The following is a 22,228-nucleotide window of genomic DNA, read 5'->3' on the forward strand; positions in this document are numbered from 1 at the left end:
CATGGGGGTCGGACGCTTCGTCTACACCCCGATCCTGCCCCTGATGCATACCCAGGCGGGCCTGTCGGCCGGAGCCGGGGCGAGCCTGGCCACCGCCAACTACGTCGGCTATCTCGTCGGCGCACTCACGGGCATCCTGGCCCCCGCACTGGTCCGCTCGCGCACCGTGCTGCGCGGGTCCCTGCTCCTGCTGACCGGCACGCTCGGCGCGATGCCGCTCACCCACAGCACCGCCGTGTGGGGCCTGCTGCGGCTGCTGGCCGGACTGGCGAGCGCCCTGGTGTTCGTCGTCGCGGCCGACTCGCTCCTGCACCATCTGCGGGAACACCCGCCGCACCTGTCCGGCTGGGCGTTCGGCGGGGTGGGCGGCGGCATCGCGCTGTCCGGTCTGCTGGTCCTGGTACTGCGGTCCGTCGCCGACTGGCGGGCCGCCTGGTGGGCCGCGGCCGCGCTCGCCGCGGTACTCGCCGCCGCCTCGTGGCACCTGCCGCCTCAGGACGCGCCCGCCGCCCCCACGGTCAGGAGCAGCGCGAAGCCCCGCACGCACCGCTGGTTCGGTGCGCTGTTCGTGAGCTACACGCTGGAGGGCGTCGGCTACATCGTCGCCGGGACCTTCCTGGTCGCGGCGATCGGACAGGGCTCACCCGGCCGGCTCGGCAGCGGTGCCTGGGTGTTCGTGGGCCTGGCCGCCGTGCCGTCCGCGGCGCTGTGGGCCCGGCTGGGGCGCCGCTGGTCACGTCCCGGACTGCTGCTCACCGCGCTCGTCCTCCAGGCGGTCGGCATCGCCCTGCCCGCCCTGGTCGGCGGTACGGCCGCGGCCCTCGGCTCGGCGGTCCTGTTCGGCGCCACGTTCATCGGCGTCAGCACGCTCGCCCTGGCAGCCGGAGCCCATCTGCGCGTCCCCCGCTCGGTCGCCCTGCTGACCGCCGGATACTCGGTCGGCCAGATCCTCGGCCCGCTGGCCGTCGCGCCGGTCCTGCACCATGGCTACCACCGGGCGCTGTTGCTGGCTTCCCTCGTAGTCCTCGCGGCGGCGGCCGCCGCCGCCGTACTGCGGATCGGCTACCCGCACCACCTGGTCGTAGCAGGACACACAGCACCCGTGGGGCAGCGGGAACCGACCGAGGACGACGTGCCTGCCGCGGCCGGTCCTGACGGCACTCGTGGCGCACTGGGCCGGCTGACGTGACGCCGCTGACGACCACGGCACGTGATCTCGCGATGGTCGCCCTCGATGTGGCGACCGGCAAACCCGTGGAGCAGGGCGATCGGCCGCTCGCCCTCGCGCAAGGCCGAGGGCTCGATCTCATCAAGGCCCGGGCCCTCGTGTTCGACGGGGAGCGCATCCTACCCAGCGCCCCGTCGCCCGCCTGCCGGACGAGGACGCCGCTTCTCCCGTACGGCAGGAGCCGCACGGGCCGGTCGAGGACCGGCCGTGGCACCGGGGCCGCTGGTCGTCCTCGACCTGGAGCGGATCGGGCTGACGGCACGGGCGAGGGGCCGCCGGATCCCGCCGTGGACCGGGCGGACGGAGCCGGTCGACTCGGCGGCCCGGCGGCGGCCCGGCGGCGGCCCGGCGGCGGCCCGGCGGCGGCCCGGCGGCGGGCCGGGAAGCGCCGGGTGGCGGGCGAACCCGTCCTCGCCGCTCCGGCGTTCGCCGCCGGGGTCGGTGACGGGCCTGCCGACGGACCGTGACTGCCCGCCGGTGACACGCTCGCGACCGTACCGGCCGCCCTCAAGGCGGCGTGATGGAGCTGGAGGCCGTACGCCCGCGCAATGCCGTCGAGGGCGCGGCGGTCGTACACGTCTGGCGCGGCTGCTCAGGAGGCGGTGACGCCGAGCAGGGCTCGGCAGTTGTCCCACAGGGGGCTCAGGTGCCGGGTGCTGTTGTAGAGCTTGGCGAACATCACCTGGCCCTCGATCTGGGCCACCACCGCGCGCGCCGCTTCCCGGGTGTCGCCGACGGTGACCTCGCCGCTGTCGCGGGCCTCGGCGACGACCGCCTCGACCATGTCGACCTGCGCGTCGAAGATTTCCTGGAGCCGTCCGCGCACGGGCTCGGTCTGGTTGCTCAGCTCCAGGGTGAGGTTCCCGAACAGGCAGCCCGACACCGTGCCGCAGTCGTCCTGGACGGCGCGCTGGCCGGCCTCGGTCTGTTCGAGGAGCCCGCGCAGCCGCTGCAAGGGGGCCGCGTCACCGCCCAACGCACCTTCCCAGTCGCGCCGTTGGACCGCCCAGTGCTCGTCGACGACGGCAAGCGCGAGGGCCTCCTTGGACTCGAAGAAGTAGTAGAAGCTGCCCTTCGGTACCCCGGCGGCCTTGCAGATCTCGGCCACGCCCAGCGCCGAGTAGCCGCGCCCCTCGATGAGCGAGCGTGCGGCACCGAGAATCTTCTGCCTGGCGTCACTGGTACGTCCCACGCGGCAAGTGTACGAAAGTACTAGACCGGTCGGCTAGTGAGCTGGCCGCCTCCCTCGTCACAGTGGCGGGAGCCGCCGGCCTCCCGGCATTCCAGGCGCGCTCAGCCGGCCATTTACGCACAACGCCGCCGTCGACGTCGGTCTCCTGGGTCGTCGGCAAGTGGCCGGGTTTGTATCCACGCTCCCGCGGCCGGTTGAGGATCTTGAGACCGTTGTAGGCCGGCCGGTGCCTGTCGGTGACAGTCTCCTACGGGGGCGTCGGCGCCGAGGACTTTGCGGGCAGGCTCCCGCGACGCCTGCCGGTCCTCCTTCATCGGCCGCCTCCCTGCATCCGTTGCCTTGTAGACCCGCCTCGTGCGCCCGTCGGCCATGGGCTGCTCGGAGCTGAGCGGCCCGTCGGTCTTCACCCGGCGCGGCGTCGGAAACGGCGTGGCCGGGCTGCGCACACGGTGTAACCGCCACGGCGCGCTTCGACAGTCCGGCGTCGGTCGCCCCCTAGGGTGTCCGACGCCGGACATGGGGGACTAAAACGCCTATGACGGGGCGAAACGACTCGGAGGCAGGAGCCGATGACCACCGTTGAACGACAGCCGGACCACACCTGCGTGGTGACCGCCGAACCCGCCACCACCGCGGGGCAACGACCACCGGGCCGGCTCCGACGCATCGCCGGGCCGATCACCCGTGCCGTCCGGCCCTTCGACATCGCCGTCGTCGCGTTCTTCCTCCTCGCCGCCCAACTCCTCTACGTGAACCTGTGGGCCGACCTGGCTCACCAGTACCTGACCGACTCGGGAGGCGACCAGAACCAGGCCGAGTGGTTCATCGCGATCGCCGCCGAGAACGTCGCGCACCTCCACAACCCGTTCTTCACCACCGTCCAGGGGTTCCCCGATGGGGTGAACCTGATGGCCAACACCGTCATGCTCGGCCTGACCGTGCCGCTCACACCGATCACGCTGGCCTTCGGGCCGACCATGACCTACGCGCTCTTGCTGACTTACGGCCTCGCGGCGACGGGCATCGCGTGGTACTGGGTGCTGCGTCGGTGGTCGGTGCGCAGCCGTCCCGCGGCCGCGATCGGCGCGGCAGTCGCCGCCTTCGCCCCGCCGGTGATCAGTCACGGCAACGCCCACCTCAACTTCACGGCGCTCTTCATGATCCCGCTGATTGTCGACCGGGTGCTCTGCCTGTGCCGGGGTGACCGGGTCGTAAGGGACGGAGTGCTGCTCGGCCTGTTCACCGTCTACCAGATCTTCATCGGCGAGGAGGTGCTGCTGATGGCCGCGGTGGGAATGCTGCTGTTCGCCATCGCGTACGCCCTCGCGGACCGCGGTCGTGTGCGGGATGCCGTGAAGTCCCTCGGAAAGGGTCTGCCGATCGCGCTCGCCGTGGCCCTGCCGCTGGTCGCAGGACCCTTGTACTTCCAGTTCTTCGGACCGGGCAGTTACACGGACGTGCCGCACGGCCCCGTCGTCAACAGCCCGCTCTCCTTCCTTCAGTTCTCCGGACGAGCGCTGGCCGGCGACCAGGCGATCGCGGACCGGTTCGCCGTGAACCGCCTCGAACAGAACGCCTTCTACGGCTGGCCGCTCGCCGCGCTCGCCCTCGCGATCGCCGTCCGCCTGTGGCGGCGGCCGCTGGTCAAGGCACTGGTGTGCACCGCGATCGGTGGGGCGGTGCTCTCCATGGGGTCACGCATCGAGATCCCCGGCACCGGCGTCGTCGTCTCTGGACCGTGGCGGCTGGTCGCCGACCTGCCCCTGTTCGGTTCGGTCATCGAGAGCCGGTTCGGCATGGTCTGTGCACCCGTGCTGGGCGTGCTCGTGGCGCTGGCGGTGGACCGCCTCGCGGCCACGTCCGATCTCCGGCTGAAGATGTGGGGGCTCGCCGCCGTCGCCGCGGCTCTGCTGCCGATCGTGCCCACCTCGTACGCCACGAACGTCCGGCCGCCCGTGCCCGACTTCATCGCCCACGGGACATGGCGCCAGTACGTCGACGAGGGCCAGACACTCGTCCCCGTACCGCTCGCTCACGCGTACACCACCGAGTCGCAGCACTGGCAGTCCGCGACCCGCATGGCCTTCACCATGCCGGGCGGTTACTTCATGGCGCCCAACGGCCCCGAACACACCGGTGGTTACAACCCGGATCCCCGCCCCACCTACCGGCTGCTCGGGACCGTGTACACGAGTGGGAGAGTCCCGGTGATCGGCCCGCAGCAGAAGGCCGAAGCCGAGGAGGACCTGACGTACTGGAAGGCGGGGGTCGTCGTGCTCGCGCCCGGGTTCAACGCTCCGCCGCTCTACGAGACCCTGAAACAGCTCCTGGGCCGGGACGGCACGCAGGTCGGCGGAGTCTGGGTGTGGGACGTGAACTACGGCACGTCCGCCGCTCGGACCAAGGAAGGCGAACGGCTCACCGCCTGAACGGCTCGGTACCGCCTGAACGGCTCGGTGCCGCCTGCAAAGTGCCCGGCTCCGGTCGAATGCCGCACCCGCGCCGGGAACAGTCGGGGGCGTGCCTCGGCGTGCGAGCGCGCTGCACGTGCGGGTGCGGTACTGCCTACTTCGAACTCGACACCAGCGAGGTGGAGCCCGCGCCCGTCGGTCCCGGCATCCTCGTGGCGCCCGAAGCACAGAGGGTCATCGAGACCGGCGAGTACGGACGGTGCTCTGCACTGGTGTGCTGGCGTGGATGCGCTGGGAGTGATCTGCTTGGCGGTCAGCAGAGAGCACATCGCGTCGGCTTCCCTGCCTCGCAGGTGGGCCGACGAGCGGGCCAGGTCGGCGTGGTAGGCGGCCTGCCGCTGTCCCGAAGGGCGATGGCCGGCATCGACCACAGATCTGGACGAACAACCCGCGGGAGCGGCTGAACAGCGAGATTCGGCCTCGCACCGACGTGGTCGGCATTTCCCCCGACCGCACCGCCCTGATCCGCCTCGTCGGAGCGGTCCTGGCCGAGCAGAACGACGAGTGGACCGTGGCCCGCCGCTGCGTGGGGCTTGGCCTGCTCGCGGAGGCCGTCCTCCACCCGATCGAGGCGGAGACCGACGCCGCCACCCTGCTCACCGAACTGACCGTACAGCCTCAGAACGAGATCACCGCGTTGCCGCCAGTACCCCACTTCAGAGGACGTGACCGGCTTCCATCTTGATCAGGGCTGAGCGGCGGCGGCTCGGCGGTGGGGGATGGCGCCCGGCGTCGAGAGTGATTCGACGGCGGACCTCTTGTGGTCGGCGGAGTGCGAAAGCAGCAAAAAGACCATATTCCATGACGTCGGTCACAGGGTTCCGCGAAAGAACTGGCGCGCTTAGTAGATGCGGCACAGCGAAGATCTGCGCCTTTGTCTAGATATGTCCGAATGTGAATAACGCTGAGCATCTCGGAATTCCGCCCGCTGTGCCGCGCGCCCATCGCCCGGCGGCGTAAGGCTTCTGACGCTGCGACAGCTCCTCCTCCTGCCGGCATGTGCGGACCGGAGGCCCGTGCACCGCCCTGGCGAGGCCTTGGAGCCTACGAAGCGTCGTAGTGGTGGGGACCCATTGCGCGTCCTGTCGAGCCGTCCTAAGAATGTCGACCCACAGGACGTCGCTGCAGTTCGGAACCGGTATTCACGCCGAGTCGACCGCGCGCTGTGGTGCTCGGCGTCACCGAGTCAGTAGGAGCCCCCCACATGAATTCATTCCGCATGTCCCCGCGACTCCTCGCCCTCGCTCTCGGCCTGGGTCTCGCCTCCAGCGCGCTGGGGGCCGCGGTGCCGGCGAGCGCCCAGCCGGCCGCTCCTGCGTCCGCTTCCGCTGACACCTTCGCGGCGGGGTACGAGGGGTCGGCGCAGGAGGCTGCGAACAACAAGGCGTTCTTCGAGGCCGTGCTCAAGTCGGCCGCCGCGAAGGACGCCACCCAGCCCAGCGGGCAGGCGGTGACCCTTCACTACGACACCTCCCACGCGCCGAGCTTCCGTTCGCAGATATCGAGCGCGGCCGCGATCTGGAACAGCTCCGAGTCCAACGTCAAGCTCGAAGAGGCTTCGAGCGGGGCTGACTTCTCCTACTACGAGGGCAACGACCCGCGCGGGTCCCACGCCTCTACCGACGGGCACGGAAAAGGCCAGATCTTCCTCGACTACACCCAGACCCAGCAGAACGACTCGATCCGCGTCGTCACCCACGAGACCGGACACGTGCTGGGCCTGCCGGACGACTACAGTGGGCCGTGCAGTGAGCTGATGTCGGGTGGCGGCCCCGGCCCGTCCTGCACCAACCGCTACCCCGATGCCACTGAGCGCGCGCGTGTCGACGCGCTGTGGGCCAGCGGAGGCTCGCAGGCCTCGGGCACGGTGACTCAGCCCGCCGGCGGCCCGAGCGCTGCACCGTCGGCAGGGACCGTGACGCCGAACCACGGTCCGTGGCGTCCGCACCGCCACACGCCCTGGAACTGATCGCGTTCCAGTGGGAAACAGCTCGCTGACGAGGGTGGTTTCCCTCACATGCCCAGGACGGTCGTCCGAGCATTCTCGCGGGACGGCGACACGCGCTGATGCTCATATGGCCGTCCTGGCACGGTGGAGTCGGGGAAGCCGACGGCCCACTGGGTGGTGACCTGCCGCGGACGACGTCACTTTTGCGGCCTCAACTGGAAGCAGCGATTGCCGGCGCAGAGAAGCGGATCCGACGCATGCGTCGCCTGCGGCTCCGGAAGCGACTGCGTCCGCGGCTGGGAGGTCATGTCGTCTGCCGAGGTGTGCTGGCTGAAGAGCGCGAAGCAGGCGTACTGGCGAAGCGGCACTCCGTGGAGGTTAGCGGCGCGGGAGACGGGCCGCCCGTGATTATGCGTGCCCAACAGTGGGGCGGCCTCGGTGACCGGAGGCGTGAGTTCGTATCACCGTCACTCAGGTGATCAGTGGTTACGCGGCGATCGTCTCCCTGGACGCGCTCGGGCTGTCGATCACCGCCTTCGTGCGGATGACGCTTCTCGCCCATACCTCGCAGGTCGTCGACGCCGTCGAAGACAGGCTCCGCTCGATCCGATCTGCCAGGTTCCCGCCGACGTCATCCGGCAGGCTGCCCGTCCGATCGGTAGTGGTCAGCGCCTTGTGTCGACCTTCTTGCAGCACGGGCCTGACTGCACGCCGCGCATTCCGGCTGCGCACCCTCTCGCGGCAGGAGCGAGCAGGCCGCTGCCGCCCAGCGAGGAGAGCCTCACTTCTGAGTCGTAGGGCACTTTGCCGGGATCGGGCATCGCTTCGCAGCGCGCCATCGAATGAGTGGTTGGTGCCGCTCGTGGAGTCCGGGATGAGGCGTTCTGGCCGGTGGCAGGCACACCATGGTTGCAGGACGAGGAGGCGGTCATGCCGGTGTGGCGCTTGCGGGATTTCCATGATGACGACCTGGACCAGGCGATCCAATTGTGGGACCAGGGCCGGCAGGCCGACCTGTCACTGGCCGTGTTCCCGGTCTCCGAGGTCGTGGCAGCGGCCCGTGCGGGCCAGCCCGCCGTGGTCGCGGTGGTGGAGGGAGAGCTGATCGGGATGGCCGTGGCCCGCGCTGAGGGCGAGCGCGGCTGGATCTTGATCACGGCCCTGTCCGGTGCGTGGCGAAACCGCGGACTGGGCAGTGCGCTGATCGCCCAGGTCGAGCAGCGGCTGCGCGAGCGCAGAGTGCGCCGGATCAGCGCGATCCTCACCCCCGGTTCGGCCGGGACCACTGCATTGGAGAACTCCGGCTACCGCCGCCTGGACGGTCAGGTCTACTACGAGAAGCTGGAGCACGCCGGGGCGCAGGACGCGGGACTGCTGGCCCAGCTCGGAGGTCGGGTCCTGCCGCGCGGCCTGTGGGAGCAGCTGGCGGGCATGTTCGAGGCCAAGGACACCATCGACAAGCGCATCGTTCTGCCGCTCGCCGAGCCGGAGGTCGCCGAGCGTTACGGGGTCCGTCCCCCGAAGGCCGTCATCCTGTTCGGGCCGCCCGGCACCGGCAAGACCACCTTCGCCAAGGCGATCGCCTCCCGCCTGGGCTGGCCGTTCGTGGAACTCTTCCCCTCACGTCTGGCCGCCGACTCCGACGGAGCCCTGGCCGCCTCGCTGCGCGACGTGTTCGCGGACCTGGCCGAACTGAACAGCGTCCTGTTGTTCATCGACGAGGTCGAGGAGATCGCAGCCGCCCGCTCCGGCCACGCCGTCGACCCCGGACACGGCGTCACCAACGAGCTCCTCAAACTCATCCCGGCGTTCCGCGACCACGACGACCGACTGCTCGTCTGCGCCACCAACTCCCTGCGCAGTCTGGACCCGGCATTCCTGCGCCCCGGCAGGTTCGACTACATCATCCCGGTAGGCCCGCCCGATGCCGCGGCACGCGAGGCGATCTGGCGCCGCTACCTCGGCCCCACCGCCCCGCTGATCGGGATCGACCAACTGGTCACCGCCAGCGAGATGTTCACTCCCGCCGACATCGAATACGCCGCGCGCAAGGGCGCCCAACACGCCTTCGAACACGAGATCAGCCACCGAACCGGGACCCCGGCCGCCACCGACGACTTCCTCGCGGCGATCGCCGACACGCGTCCCACCGTCACCGAGCAGGCCCTGGACGACTTCCACGAGGACATCGAGCACCACACTCGGACCTGACGCCCACCCGACCTCGTCGCCGTCCCCTCTCCGCGTCGGCGGTGGCCATCGGCCGGCGCTGGGCCGGCCCCGCCGCGCGGACAGCAGCCGTGGCCTCGGCATCCGCTCCTGTGTCATCTGCGATGTCAGTGGTAGCTGTGATGCTGGCGGCATGATCCCTTGGAGCCTGCTCGATCTCGACAGAGCCCTGCGTGCCAGTTGGGCCGCCGACACATGCTCGCCCGATGACCAGGCCGACTGGCAACCCGGCAACCCGGCCTGGGGGCACTGTGACATTACGGCCTTGGTCGTCAACGACGTCTTCGGCGGTGATCTCATAGTCGGTGAGGTGTTCCTCGGCGGGACCCAGCGCGGCTTCCACTGGTGGAACCGGCTGCCCAGCGGTGTTGAACTCGACCTGACGCGGGAGCAGTTCCAGCTCGGGCAGACCGTCGCTGCTGCCCGTGTCGTCGAGCGCCCGCCGGGTCCTCTGCCGCGCCGCTGGGAGGAGTACCTCCTTCTGCGTGAGCGCGTCATCGAGCACCTCGGTCATCTTCCGGAGCCCGTCTGATGGAGGGCCGGGGTCAGCCCGGCTGGCTCAGCGGGACGACGCCCTGACCGCTGGTGGCCTGGGTCAGCCGCAGCGAGGAGCCTTCCGTCAGGACGATGTGCGCATGGTGCAGGAGCCGGTCGACGGCGCCCGTGGCCAGCGTCTTCGGCGTGATCGAATCGAATCCTGAGGGATGGAGGTTCGAGGTCGGAGTTACTTCAAGCCGGTAACACGAAAGCAGGGTGGAAACTATTGCAGAAGCGCCCGAACATGGAAAATCACGGATAATCTGCCACTTCGTGGGGGCGTGTCGGATGGATCGGCGCCGGTCAGTGACGAGAGGGTGGGAGGAGATCCTTTTCCCGAGGGAGAGAGATGCCTGAAGTCACCACTGCGTACGCAACCGGAACGCCTTGCTGGGTCGATCTGATGGCCAAGGATCAGCAGGCCGCGCTGGACTTCTACCGCGACCTGTTGGGCTGGCAGGGGCAGTCGGGCCCTGCGGAGTTCGGCGGGTACGCCGTCTGCGAGCTGAACGGCAAGGCCGCGGCCGGCATCGGACCGGCGATGGCGCCTGAAGGTATGCCGGAGCCGCCGACGGTGTGGACCAGCTACCTGGCCAGCACCGACGCCCAAGCCACCCAGGACGCCATCGTCTCGGCGGGAGGCACTCTCCTTGTGCCGGCGACGGACGTCGGCAACCTCGGCCGGATGCTGATCGCAGCCGATCCGCAGGGTGCGGTGTTCGGTGTCTGGCAGCCCGGCGAGTTCTTTGGCGCCCAGATCGTCAACGAGCCGGGCGCGCTCACCTGGAACGAACTGCACACCAGCGACGTCCCGGCCGCCACCGCGTTCTACGGCGAAGCATTCGGCATCGAGATCCAGCCGCTGGACGGCGCCGACTCCTACTGGGAACTGCGCGTGGGCGGCCGCGCCGTCGGCGGCGTCACCCTGCTCGCCAACGACCCGCCCGGCACCCCTGCGCACTGGCTGACCTACTTCGCGGTCGACGACGTCGACTCCACCGTGGACGCCCTGGTCAAGGCGAACGGCACCGTGCTGGCCCCGCCGTTCGACATGATGGCCGGCCGCATGACCGTGGTCGCCGATCCGCAGGGCGCACCGTTCGCCATGATCAAGCCGACCTCCCTGTGAGGTGCCGAGCCCGTACATAGGCCCGACCTGCCCGCTCGGATTCCGGGCGGGCAGGCGGCTTTGTGCTTTGCGCGAGTGGCCTGGGAAGCCGTTCTTGCTTCCTGCCCGGCGGCTCAGAGCGCTCCTTCGACCGCCTTCCTCCTCATCGTGCTGGGGCAGCGGGGCCCGTGACCGGCCATGGCGCGTGGACGTGTGCGCGCCTGGGGCCGCAAGCCCTGGCTCGTCCCCGCTTTCCCACCCTGTTTGCCGCTCCCTGACCAACCGTTCGCCGCCTGGGGCGCCCGTACCCGGCATCCGACGCTCGGCAGTGGCACCGTCACCACCCGCTTCGCGCTGCCGCCGGACTCCCCGTCCGGCGGCAGCGCCATGTGCGCGGCCCGGTCGCGGAGGCGGCCTCAGGGCGAAACATTAGATCTTGCGGGCTTACATTTTCATTGTTGCAATGTTCTGTCTAGTTCTTGCGGAGTCTTGTCGAGGAGATTACGGTCCCACTCGCGTCATCGGCACCCCCTGCCTTCCCCCTGCCTCCGTCTCCCCGTGTGTCACGTCCCTTCTCCATCGGCGGTATCAGCAGGGCATATCCGGCATGTCCTGATGAAAGGAGTGGTCAGTGTTCCATTCCATCCGAGATCTGAGACGAGCCCTCGTGTGGGTGATCAGCACCGCGATGGTGGCCGCTGTCGGCATCGTCGCTCTGGCCGTCCAACCCGCCTGGGCGGCGGCCTCCGCCACCGGCGGCAGCGGTGCGAGCCTGCCGTACGTCGAGGTGCAGGCGGAGAACTCCGCCACCAACGGCACGACCATCGGCCCGAGTTACACCCAGGGCGAGCTCGCCGACGAGGCGTCGTACCGCAAGGCCACGACCCTCAAGGGCACCGGCCAGTACGTCACTTTCACCACCCCGGTGGCGACCAACTCGATCAACTTCCGCTACAGCATCCCGGACACCTCGGGCGGCTCGGTCTACACAGCCGCGCTGTCCCTCTACATCAACGGCGTGAAGCAGCCCGACTTCACCCTCACCAACGCCTACAGCTGGTACTACGGCAGCTACCCCTTCACCAACACGCCGGGCAGTAACCCGCATCACTTCTACGACGAGGCCCACCGCCTGTTCGCCACCACCTATCCGGCGGGCACGACCTTCAAGCTGCAGGTCGACTCGGGCGACACCGCCTCCTCGTACACGATCGACTTCGCCGATTTCGAGCAGGTCGGCGCCGCCTCGACCGCACCCTCGGGGGCGGTGTCGGTGACCAGCAAGGGCGCCGACTCCACCGGTGCGACCGATGCGACCAGCGCGTTCAACGCTGCGATCAGCGCGGCAGGACCCGGCGGCACCGTGTGGATCCCGCCGGGCACCTACAACGTCCCAGGCCACATCAGCGTCAACAACGTCACCATCGCCGGCGCCGGCATGTGGTACTCGACCGTCACCGGCACGGCCCCCGGCTTCTACGGCAACTCCGCGCCCTCGGCCAGCACCGGCGTGCACCTGCAGAACTTCGCGATCTTCGGCGACGTGCAGGAGCGCAACGACAGCGCCCAGGTCAACGGCGTCGGCGGCGCGATGAGCAACTCGACCGTCTCCAACCTGTGGATCGACCACATGAAGGTCGGCGCCTGGATGGACGGGCCGATGGACGGGCTGACCTTCAGCGGCATGCGCATCCGCGACACCACCGCGGACGGCATCAACTTCCACGGCGCGGTCACCAACTCGAAGGTGACCAACAGCGACATCCGCAACACCGGCGACGACGGCATCGCCACCTGGGCCGACTCCGGCATCGGTGCCGACGCCAACGACACGATCTCCGACAACACCGTCTCCCTGCAGATCCTCGCCAACGGCATCGCGATCTACGGCGGCCACGACAACACCGTCAGCGGCAACCGGGTGGTGGACTCCGGCATCACCCAGGGCGGCGGCATCCACGTGGGACAGCGGTTCTCCTCCACGCCGGTCGGCACCACCACGATCTCCGGCAACACCCTGGTCCGGGACGGCAGCCTCGACCCGAACTGGCAGTTCGGCGTGGGCGCCCTGTGGTTCGACGGCAGCCAGGGCGCGATCACCGGCCCGATCAACGTGACCAACGCCCTGATCCAGCAGAGCCCGTACGAAGCCGTCCAGTGGGTCGAGGGCACCATCAGCGGTGTGAACCTCAACAACGTGACCATCGCCGGGACCGGTACCTTCGCCCTCCAGGAACAGACCGGCGGCGCGGCCAAGTTCACCAACGTCACGGCCACCGGCGTCGGTTACTCCTCACCGGTCTACAGCTGCTCGGTCGGGAGCTTCACGGTGACCGACGGCGGCGGCAACTCCGGCATCAGCGGCACCCCGTACTGCGGAGGGTGGCCGGCTCCGGTCTACCCGCCCTACCCGTCCGAGGGCGTGACGGCCACCCCCGGGGCACTCAACTTCGGTTCGATCCCCACCGGTTCGACCAGTGCCGCGCAGACCGTGACGGTCTCCAACCCGACCGGCAGCGCCGCGCCCGTCTCGTCGATCTCCACCAGCGGCGACTACTCCCAGACCAACACCTGCGGTTCGTCGATCGCCGCGAACGGCTCGTGCACCGTCAGCGTGAAGTTCGCGCCGACGGCGACCGGCAGCCGGGGCGGCACGCTCACCGTCGACGCGGGCGGCACCACGAACACCGTCACCCTTTCCGGCACCGGCACCGCGCCCGGCCCGGTGCTGAACACCGACCCGGCGAGCCTGTCCTTCGCCGCCACGGTGGTCGGCTCCTCGGCGGACACGCAGACGGTCAAGGTGACGAACTCGGGCACCACGTCGGCGACCGTCTCGGGCGTCACGGCCACCGGTGACTTCAGCCAGACCAACAACTGCTCCACCCTCGCGGTTGGCGCCTCCTGCACGGTGACCGTCGGATTCAAGCCCGCCACCGGCGGCGCGCGCACCGGCACCCTGACCGTCAACAGCAACGCCAACAACAGCCCCACCACCGTCGCCCTGACCGGCAGCGGGATCGACAGCAGCACGAACATCGCCGCCGGACGCCCGGCGACGGCGAGTTCGAGCAACAGCCCCTACGTCGCCTCGAACCTCACCGACACGGACGCGTCGACGTACTGGGAGGGCACGAACGGGTCGTTCCCGCAGTGGGCCCAGGTCGACCTCGGCCAGAACTACGGCGTCGGCAAGCTCGTGCTCAAGCTTCCGCCGGCGACGGCGTGGTCGGCCCGCACGCAGACGCTGTCGGTGCAGGCATCCACGGACGGCTCCACCTTCTCCACGATCAGAGCATCGGCCGGCTACACCTTCGACCCGAACGCGAACAACAACACGGTCACCATCACGTTCAACTCCACCACGGCACGCTACGTGCGGGTGAACATCACCGCCAACACGGGCTGGAACGCCGCCCAGTTGTCGGACTTCGAGGTGTTCCCCAGCACCGGCGGCTCCTCGTCGGCGACCCTGTCGGCCGACCCGACGGCGTTGACGTATCCCACCCAGGCGCTCAACACCGCCAGCGGCGCGAAGACGGTCACGGTGACCAACACCGGCACCGCCGCCGCGACGCTCTCCGGCATCACCGTCACGGGCGACTTCTCGCAGACCAACACCTGCGGAACATCGATCGCGGCGGGGGCCTCCTGCACGGTGGCCGTCACGTTCACGCCCACCGCGTCCGGCACCCGCACCGGCGATCTCAGCATCGCCTCCAACGCGTCGAACGGCACGACCACGGTCGCGCTGAGCGGCACCGGCGCCGGGACCGTGAGCAAGAACCTGGCCGCGGGGGCGGCCACCACCGAGTCCAGCCACACCGACGTGTACCCCTCGTCCAACGTGACGGACGGCAACCAGGGCACCTACTGGGAGAGCGCCAACAACGCCTTCCCGCAGTGGGTGCAGGTCGACCTCGGTTCCGCACAGAGCGCGAGCCGCGTCGTCCTCCAGCTGCCCGCGACCTGGGGCGCCCGCAACCAGACGCTGTCCCTGTCGGGCAGCACCGACGGATCGAGCTTCAGCACCGTCAAGTCCTCGGCCACGTACACCTTCGACCCCACCACCAACAACACGGTCACCCTCACGTTCACCGCGACCACCCAGCGGTACTTCCGGGTGAACATCACCGCGAACAACGGCTGGCCGGCAGGTCAGATCTCCGAGTTCCAGGTCTGGAACACCTGATCCGCCGCTGAAGGTGCCGCCGGGCGCGCTCGCACCCGGCGGCACCGACCACCAAAGGCGACTCGACGGAGCCCCCTCCTAGGGAAGTGCCCGCAACGGGCCATGCAGCGGACCCCGTTGGGCCTGTCCGCTCAGCGGCGCGGTGGAGTTCCTGACGACCAGCTCGGGCTCGTGCAGGAGTTCCTTCACGGTCGACGTGACCCCGGTGATCTGGTTGACCAACAGGGTGACCGCGGCGCGGGACATGGCCTCGATGGGCTGGCGCAGTGTGGTCAGCGGCGGGTCGGTGTAGTTCATGAACGCGGAGTCGTCGTAGCCCACGACGGAGATGTCGTGCGGCACGGCGAGCCCCCGGCGGCGGGCCGCGCGCACCGCGCCGAGCGCGAGGATGTCGCTGCCGCAGATGAGCGCCGTCACCCCCTGGTCGTAGAGTTCCGTCGCCGTGGCCTGGCCGCCCTCGAAGGAGAACAGCGCGTGGCCGATGCGGCGGGCGCCGTCCCCGCCCTGGGAACGCGCCGCCAACCTGGTGAACGCCGCCACCTTGCGCCGTGACGGACTGTGGTCCGCCGGGCCCACCAGCAGCCCGATCCGGGTGTGCCCGAGGGCCGTGAGGTGCGCGTACGCCTGCTGGACCGCCGCCGCGTCGTCGGTGGAGACTTGCGGGAAACCCGCCGTCGGGTCGGTCGCGCTGCCGGTGTGGGCGACCGCCGCGTTGAGCAGCACCACGGGCACACCGCGGCGCAGCAGCGCCGCGTACTCCTCCGCGCTCAGTCCGCCGCAGAAGATGACGCCACAGACGTGCTGGTCGAGGAGCATCGAGACGTACTCGGCCTCGGTGAGGCCGCCCGCGGTACGGGTGCACAGCACCGGCGTGTACCCGAGCTGGACCAGCGCGCCGCCCGCGACCTCGGCGAGCGCCGGGAAGATCGGGTTCTGCAGCTCCGGCAGCACCAGCCCCACCAACCGCGCTCGCACACCGCGCAGTTGGGTGGGACGCTCGTAGCCGAGCACGTCCACGGCGGTGAGGACCGCCTGCCGGGTCGCGTCGGACACACCCGGCTTGCCGTTGAGGACCCGGCTGACCGTCGCCTCACTGACACCCACCCGGTGAGCCACTTCTGCGAGTCTGCGCGCCATGCCGGGAGTGTATCCGCAGGTGCCGGGCCGAATTCCGGGCGGGATCGGGCGTCGGCCCCCGCCGGTCGAGGCCGGCGGGGGCTGCGATGCGGCCTGGTTCGGAGTCTGTTGCTCCGGGTTCAGAACCCGCTGTTGCCGCTGCCGCGGGTGATGGTGAAGCCGGGTGCGTTGTTGAGGAGTCCGGCGGTCTTCGCGGTGACGCTGGTGTCGGACACCGTCATCCCGCCGGTCACGTTGTTGAGGTCGAAGCCGTAGGTGCCGGCATCGGTGATGGTGTCGTGGTCGAGGGTGAGGTTGCTGATCTGCTTGGCGTAGCTGAGGAGTACGCCCTGGTAGGTGCTGTCCTTGATGGTGTTCCCGGTGACGGTGACGGGCTGGGTGATGTCGGCGGTGTCGGCGTAGATCCACAACGCGCCGATGTCCGTCGACCAGTTGATGTGGTACGAGCCGCAGCGGGTGAGGAGGTTGTCCCGCACGGCGGTGGCGCCGGAGAAGCCCTGCCCGAAGTAGGTGCTGACGGTGATGCCGGAGCCGAAGGCGACCGTGTCGCTGACGGCGTTGTTCTCCAGGGTGTTGCCGCCTCCTCCGTACACGCCGATGCCGTTGGCCTGGATGGGGAGTTGAACGGTGTTGTGGGAGACGGTGCTGTTGGTGACGTTGCCGCCCTCGGTGTCCAGGGCGATGTTGTCGTCGCCCGTGTTGCGCACATTGGACTGTTCGACGCGGGTGCCGGTGGAGCCGCCGTGGACATGGATGCCGTCGGCGAAGATGTCGCGGGCGCGGACGCCCGAGACGAGCAGGCCCGTGCCCGGGTTGGCCCACAGGCCGACCTTGGTGTGTTCCATCCACACGTTCGAGATCAGGGACCCCGAGGTGAAGGTGCCTTCGATCGCGGCGGCGCCCGAGTCGTTGTTGCGGAAGGTCTGGTCGCCAGAGATCGTCAGGTCGGTGATCTGGTTGCGCCCGCCGTCGGCGAACAGGCCGCCCGAGCCGTTCTCCGCAGTGGAGACGAGCGTCGTGTACCAGGGGCCGGCGCCACGCAGGGAGACGTTCGTGAGGTTCACGCGGCCGGAGATCGTGTAGGTGCCCGACGGCAGCCACAGGCCCTTGCCCGCCGAGGAGGCCGTGCTCAGCGCGGTGTTGAGCGCGCTGGTCACGTCGCCGGCGCCGGGGGTGACGCCGTAGTCGGCGGCGGAGACGTAGCCGGCGGGCATCGTTTGGGCGGAGTCGACGAGTTCGATGTCGATGACGTCGACGGTGTACGAGGCCGCGGTGTCCGCGGCGTCCTTCTGGAGCTTGAGGACGGTACCGGCGGGCCAGGTGGCGGTGTTGAGGTAGCGCACCTCGTCGTAGTAGTGGTGTCCGGCGCTGTCGCCGCTGTAGCCGGGCGTGTTGGTGTCGTAGTAGCCGGGGCCGTAGATCCAGGAGAACTTGTTGGTGGTCTGGAGGTCGGTGACCTTGGTGCCGCCCGCGTAGAGCGACAGGGGCGCGGTGGTGACCGATCCGGACGCCGTGTCGGGGATCGAGTAGCGCACGACGACCGCGTTGGCGGGCTTTGTGAGGGTGATCTGCACGTACTGGCCGGTGGCCGACAGCTTGACCGCGCTGCGGCCGGCGGACTCGGCGGACATGCTCGGGTAGGTGGTGCCGGTCGCGAGGACCGTGCCGGTGGTGGTGGCGTCCGCGGCCCGGTACTCGGTGTACGGCAGGGTGGCGCCCTGGGTCGCGAGGGCGGTGCCGCCGTCGACGGAGACGCTGTCCACCGCCACGTTGCCGGTGTCGCCCGCGTCGGTCTCCAGGCCCACGAGGTTGAGTCCGGTGCGCAGCTTCACGGAGACGGACACGTGTGTCCAGCCGGTGCCGGCGGGCAGGCTGAGCTGCTGCGACTTGACACCGTTGAGGTACAGGGAGAGGGTCTGCGCGGCGCTCGTGGTGTTGCGGTAGGTGACGGCGACGGGATACGTCCCCGCTGACGGAACCGAGGTGTCGACGACCGTCTGTGCGCCCTGGGTGGTGAAGCCGGTGAGGTATCCGGTGCCGGAGTAGCCGGTCAGGGACGTGGCGGTGGCGGGGCCGCCCGTGACGAACGCGGTCTCGGCCTCGTAGGCCTGACCCACTGCGCCGCCCGAGCCGGGGTCGGTGGGGTCGGTCGTGCCGGGTTCCACGGTGATGTCGTCGAGGTTGACGTTGCCACTGTCGGTGCTGTCGAAGCGGTAGGCGACGGTGTTGGTGCCCGACTTCAGGGTCAGGTTCTCGCTGCGGACGGCCCAGGTGTTCCAGTCGGCGGTGGCGGCGAGCGACGTGGTCAGTGCCTTGCTGCCGTTGACGTACACGGAGAGGGTCTGCGCGGAGCCGGTTCCGTTCGAGTAGCGCAGCCCCACCGCCGCCGTGCCGGCGTCCGTGGCAGTGACGGTTAAGGTGGTCGCGGCGGTGCCCTTGTGGGTGTCGGTGTAACCGCCCACGTATCCGGTGCCGTTGTAGCCGGAGTGCTCGGTCTCGGTGACCGCCCCGCCGGAGAGCGCCGCGGTCTCGGCCTCGTACTGGCCGGCCGGAGTCGCGGGCGCGGCGCTCACGGTGATCGCGTCCAGGTTGACGTTGCCGCTGTCGGTGCTGTCGTACTTGTAGGCGACCGTGTTGTCACCTGCGCTCAGGCTCACCGTCGTGCTGACGGTGGCCCAGGTGTTCCAGTCGGCCGTGACGGGCAGTTGGACGGTGGCGGCTTTGGTGCCGCGCACGTACACCGACAGGCTCTGGGCCACACCCGAGCCGTTGGCGTAGCGCAGTGCCGACACGTACGCGCCGGCGCTGGCGGCGTTCACCGTGAAGGTGGTGGCGGCGGTGCCCTTGTGAGTGTCGGTGTAGCCGCCGACGAAGCCGGTGCCGGTGTATCCGGTGTGGTCGCTCTCCGCGACGGCGCCGCCGGACAGGGCCGCCGACTCCGCCTGGTAGGTGGTGGACGTCGCGGCGAACGCGGGCGGGGGCGAGCCGGCCAGTGCGCACAGCAGCGCCATGAGGACGCCCACCGCGACCACGGCCGGTCTGATGTACAACACACGTACGTTGTGCGGGAATTGAGGCATGGGGGTACTCCCACGAGATGGAGAGCGGGGTTGGGTGACGCGCACCGTAGCCCGGCGTCAACCCGCGGGCAATGCATGTCACCGGCGCCCGGAAATGCGCCGACGGCGATCCGACAGCCTTACTCGGCCCTCGTATCCGGAATCACCAGCGCGGATACGACTGTTGGCACCCCTGCGCGCAAGCGGAACTTGCCGCGTGCTCGATGTTTTCTGTCGAAATTTTGCGAGCCGTGTCATGTGCGGTTCGGATTCCTCCTTTGACCTGCCGACCTGTGGCGGCGCGGAGCATACGGGGACACTCCCGAACTCGCCGAGCTGCCCCGGAAATCTGATCCGGAAGGTCGCAGCAAGCAGGCAAATCAGGCATGTCGACTTCTTGCGTCGACTTTCGTCGTTGATTTTCGGGCCAGTTGGCAGAGGTTGTCGACGCCTTGCGCATGCGGGTTTACATATTGCTCCACGATGGGTGCGCACGTAACTTGTTCGTCACCTCACCAGGGATGAGTGAAGTTCCCGCAATTCCCCACCTCACGACCAGGGACAATCAATGACCGGTTTCCCGGCGGGCAGCAGAGCCCGCATCGCAGTCGCCGTGGCGGCCACGGCGACCCTCGCCCTCACCGCGAGCGGCTGCGGCAGTACGGACGACTCCGCCTCCTCGGACGGCAGCGTCACCATCACGGTGAACGACATGCCGGCCAAGACCGACCCGGTCAACCGCAAGATCTTCCTGTCGGACGTGGCGGCCTTCGAGAAGGCCAACCCGAAGATCCATGTCGTGCCGCACGAGGGCCAGATGGATCCGCAGACCTTCTCCACCAAGCTCGCGGGCGGCCAGTTGGAGAACGCCTATTACGTCTACCTGACCGACCCGGCCGGCCTCGTCGCCAAGCACCAGGCGGCCGACATCACGGACTACCTCAAGGACTATCCCGAGGCCCAGCAGGTCAAGCCGCAACTGCGCCAGGTCTTCCAGGACAAGGCCGGCCGCACGTACGGCGTGACCGAGGGCAACTACTCGATGGGGCTGGTCTACAACCGGAACCTGTTCGAGAAGGCCGGTCTCGACCCCGACAGGCCGCCCACGACGTGGGACGAGGTCCGGGCGGACGCCAAGAAGATCGCCGCGCTGGGCGGCGGGGTCGTCGGGTACGGCGACTACAGCAAGTCCAACACCGGCGGCTGGCACTTCACCGCCGAGATGTACTCGCGCGGCGGCGACGTCGCGAAGCAGCAGTCGGACGGCACCTGGAAGGCCGACTTCGACAACGCCACCGGACGCGCGGTGCTCCAGCACCTGCACGACATGCGCTGGACCGACGACTCGATGGGCAAACGCCAACTCCTGGAGTGGGCCGATCTGTTGCAGATGATGGGTTCCGGCAAGCTGGGCATGTACCTCGCCACCTCGGACAACATCCCGACCATCGCCGCGCAGTACAAGGGCGATCCCAAGGAGTACGGCCTGGGCCCGATCCCGGACGGCAAGGGCACACTGGCCGGCGGCGGCGGCTTCATGTTCAACCCGAGGAACTCCCCCGCCCAGACCAAGGCGGCACTCGCCTGGGTGATGTTCAAGTACGAGAACCCGGACCGCATCACGTCGGGTCAGCAGCGCGCCGCGCAGAACAAGCAGCCGGTCGGCCTGCCCGAGCCCAACATCTGGACCGGCGCCGCGGAGCAGACCCGGGCGGCGGCCGACAAGAAGTACGCGAACGAGCCGGTCGAGAACTACGCCCCGTTCACCGAGACGGTCGGCAAGATCCCGCTGAAGCTGGAGCCGCCGCAGGCGCAGCAGATCTACGCCGTCCTGGACACGGCGATGGCGAAGGTCCTGACGCAGAAGGACGCGGACATCGACCAGCTGCTCTCCGACGCCTCCCGGCAGGTCGACTCCCTGCTCGCCGCGCAGTGACCCGTCAGGTGCCGGGGCCGGTGGCGAGGCCGTGAGCCCGGACCCGGCGTGAAGCGCCGGACCGGTCACACCGCCCCGCCACCGGTCCGGCACCGTCCCCGCGGGCGGCACGGCGTCCCGGTCGCGGTGCCGCCCGCGGATCGCCGCCACCGACCGACCACCCGGGGCGGCCCGGCAACCCACTTGAGCAACAAGGAGAGACCCCTATGGCGACGTCCCTGGCGCCGCACCCCGGTGAAGTGCGTGTCCCCGCGGCGCCCGAGCCCCGACAGCGGCGTCGTGGCCGGCTGCGGCGGCAGATCGCCGACAACGCGCTGGCGTACGCGTTCCTGGCGGGCGGCATCCTCTGCTTCGCGTACTTCTCGTGGTATCCGCTGGTCCGCGGCATCACCCTCAGCTTCCAGCAGGACAACCTCGTCACCGACCCGGAGTGGGTGGGCCTGACCAACTACCGCCATCTGTTCGCCGACCCGCTGTTCTGGACGGCGTGGCGCAATACCGCCGAGTTCACCGGCATCGCCCTGGTGTTCGGCTACGCGGTGCCTCTCGTCATCGCGGTCCTGCTCAACGAACTGCGGCACTTCAAGGGGTTCTTCCGGATCGCGGTCTATCTGCCGGTGATGCTGCCGCCGATCGTCTGCGTCATGCTCTGGCAGTACTTCTACGACCCCGGTCAGGGGCTGTTCAACACGCTGCTGCGGGGCGCGCACCTGCCGACGTCGCAGTGGGTGCAGTCGCCGCACATGGCGATGATCTCCCTCGTCCTGGTGTCGACATGGGCCAACATGGGCGGTGCGACGCTGATGTACCTGGCCGCGCTCCAGTCCATCCCCGGCGACCTGTACGAGGCGGCGGAACTCGACGGCGCCGGGATCTGGGCGCGGCTGCGGCACGTGACGCTGCCGCAGATGCGGTTCGTCATGCTGGTCCTGCTGCTGCTCCAGATCATCTCCACCATGCAGGTGTTCATCGAGCCGTTCCAGCTCACGGGGTTCACCAACCCGTCCACGATCACGGTGATGACGCTGATCTACCGCTACGCCTTCGCCGTCAACAACGACTTCGGCCTCGCCGCCGCCATGAGTGTGCTGCTGTTCGCCGTGCTCGCCGTCTTCGCCGCGTGCTACCTGCGGCTGACCCGCGACACGTCGGACCGGGGCTGAGGAGAACCCGAGATGACCACCACCGCCC

Annotated in this window: 13 protein-coding genes and 2 pseudogenes; 10 read left to right on the top strand and 5 right to left on the bottom strand. The window is 69.3% G+C overall.

Annotation, left to right across the window (positions count from 1 at the left end; translation table 11 throughout):
* The first annotated feature begins 1 nt into the window (after position 1).
* Positions 2-1,189 carry a YbfB/YjiJ family MFS transporter gene (locus tag FNH09_RS01755; RefSeq protein ID WP_152884384.1) on the top strand — a complete coding sequence of 396 codons (1,188 nt, stop codon included), beginning with the start codon at positions 2-4 and terminating at the stop codon, positions 1,187-1,189.
* 631 nt (positions 1,190-1,820) lie between these two features.
* On the opposite strand, the gene FNH09_RS01765 is transcribed toward FNH09_RS01755, so the two are convergent.
* Entirely contained in the window at positions 1,821-2,420 is a 600-nt protein-coding gene (locus FNH09_RS01765; protein WP_162467984.1) for a TetR family transcriptional regulator, read from the bottom strand.
* A gap of 569 nt (positions 2,421-2,989) precedes the next feature.
* Here FNH09_RS01765 and FNH09_RS01770 point away from each other — a divergent pair.
* The 3 genes and pseudogenes from FNH09_RS01770 (at position 2,990) to snpA (ending at position 6,860) form a co-directional block, all read left to right on the top strand.
* Positions 2,990-4,849 carry a DUF2029 domain-containing protein gene (locus FNH09_RS01770; protein WP_152884311.1) on the top strand — a complete coding sequence of 620 codons (1,860 nt, stop codon included), beginning with the start codon at positions 2,990-2,992 and terminating at the stop codon, positions 4,847-4,849.
* Positions 4,850-5,261: 412 nt separating this feature from the next.
* A pseudogene (locus tag FNH09_RS01780) lies at positions 5,262-5,439 on the top strand (transposase); the annotation flags it as partial.
* A 656-nt stretch (positions 5,440-6,095) separates the two neighbouring features.
* Positions 6,096-6,860: a snapalysin gene (snpA, locus tag FNH09_RS01785; protein WP_152884315.1), complete on the top strand. Its 765-nt coding sequence runs from the start codon at positions 6,096-6,098 to the stop codon at positions 6,858-6,860.
* 465 nt (positions 6,861-7,325) lie between these two features.
* Here the strand turns inward: snpA and FNH09_RS01795 are convergent, their stop codons facing one another.
* Positions 7,326-7,535: a hypothetical protein gene (locus FNH09_RS01795; protein ID WP_152884319.1), complete on the bottom strand. Its 210-nt coding sequence runs from the start codon at positions 7,533-7,535 to the stop codon at positions 7,326-7,328.
* Between the two features lie 234 nt (positions 7,536-7,769).
* On the opposite strand from FNH09_RS01795, the gene FNH09_RS01800 reads away from it, so the two are divergent.
* Both FNH09_RS01800 and FNH09_RS01805 read left to right on the top strand, forming a co-directional pair.
* On the top strand, positions 7,770-9,050 hold the full coding sequence (locus FNH09_RS01800) for an ATP-binding protein (RefSeq protein WP_152884321.1): 1,281 nt from the start codon (positions 7,770-7,772) through the stop codon (positions 9,048-9,050).
* A 151-nt stretch (positions 9,051-9,201) separates the two neighbouring features.
* A complete protein-coding gene (locus FNH09_RS01805; protein ID WP_152884323.1) occupies positions 9,202-9,600 on the top strand; it encodes a YunG family protein in 399 nt (132 codons plus the stop codon).
* Between the two features lie 13 nt (positions 9,601-9,613).
* On the opposite strand, the pseudogene FNH09_RS01810 reads toward FNH09_RS01805, so the two are convergent.
* Positions 9,614-9,787: pseudogene (locus tag FNH09_RS01810) on the bottom strand (ATP-binding protein); the annotation flags it as partial.
* Positions 9,788-9,954: 167 nt separating this feature from the next.
* Here FNH09_RS01810 and FNH09_RS01815 point away from each other — a divergent pair.
* Positions 9,955-10,734, top strand: coding sequence for a VOC family protein (locus FNH09_RS01815; RefSeq protein WP_152884325.1), 780 nt, complete (start codon positions 9,955-9,957; stop codon positions 10,732-10,734).
* A gap of 610 nt (positions 10,735-11,344) precedes the next feature.
* On the top strand, positions 11,345-14,905 hold the full coding sequence (locus FNH09_RS01825; protein ID WP_162467985.1) for a choice-of-anchor D domain-containing protein: 3,561 nt from the start codon (positions 11,345-11,347) through the stop codon (positions 14,903-14,905).
* A gap of 78 nt (positions 14,906-14,983) precedes the next feature.
* Here FNH09_RS01825 and FNH09_RS01830 read toward each other — a convergent pair whose 3' ends face one another.
* Together FNH09_RS01830 and FNH09_RS01835 are read right to left on the bottom strand one after the other, a co-directional pair.
* Positions 14,984-16,042, bottom strand: a complete 1,059-nt coding sequence (locus FNH09_RS01830; protein WP_152884327.1) for a LacI family DNA-binding transcriptional regulator — start codon at positions 16,040-16,042, stop codon at positions 14,984-14,986.
* Positions 16,043-16,161: 119 nt separating this feature from the next.
* Positions 16,162-19,095, bottom strand: coding sequence for a CBM35 domain-containing protein (locus FNH09_RS01835; protein ID WP_338017431.1), 2,934 nt, complete (start codon positions 19,093-19,095; stop codon positions 16,162-16,164).
* Between the two features lie 574 nt (positions 19,096-19,669).
* On the opposite strand from FNH09_RS01835, the gene FNH09_RS01840 reads away from it, so the two are divergent.
* Both FNH09_RS01840 and FNH09_RS01845 read left to right on the top strand, forming a co-directional pair.
* Positions 19,670-21,037, top strand: a complete 1,368-nt coding sequence (locus FNH09_RS01840) for an ABC transporter substrate-binding protein (protein WP_152884331.1) — start codon at positions 19,670-19,672, stop codon at positions 21,035-21,037.
* A 206-nt stretch (positions 21,038-21,243) separates the two neighbouring features.
* Positions 21,244-22,200, top strand: a complete 957-nt coding sequence (locus FNH09_RS01845) for a carbohydrate ABC transporter permease (RefSeq protein WP_152884333.1) — start codon at positions 21,244-21,246, stop codon at positions 22,198-22,200.
* Positions 22,201-22,228: the final 28 nt, after the last annotated feature.

Origin of the sequence: Streptomyces adustus (assembly GCF_009377175.1) — a bacterium.
GTDB classification, from domain to species: Bacteria; Actinomycetota; Actinomycetes; order Streptomycetales; family Streptomycetaceae; genus Streptomyces; species Streptomyces adustus.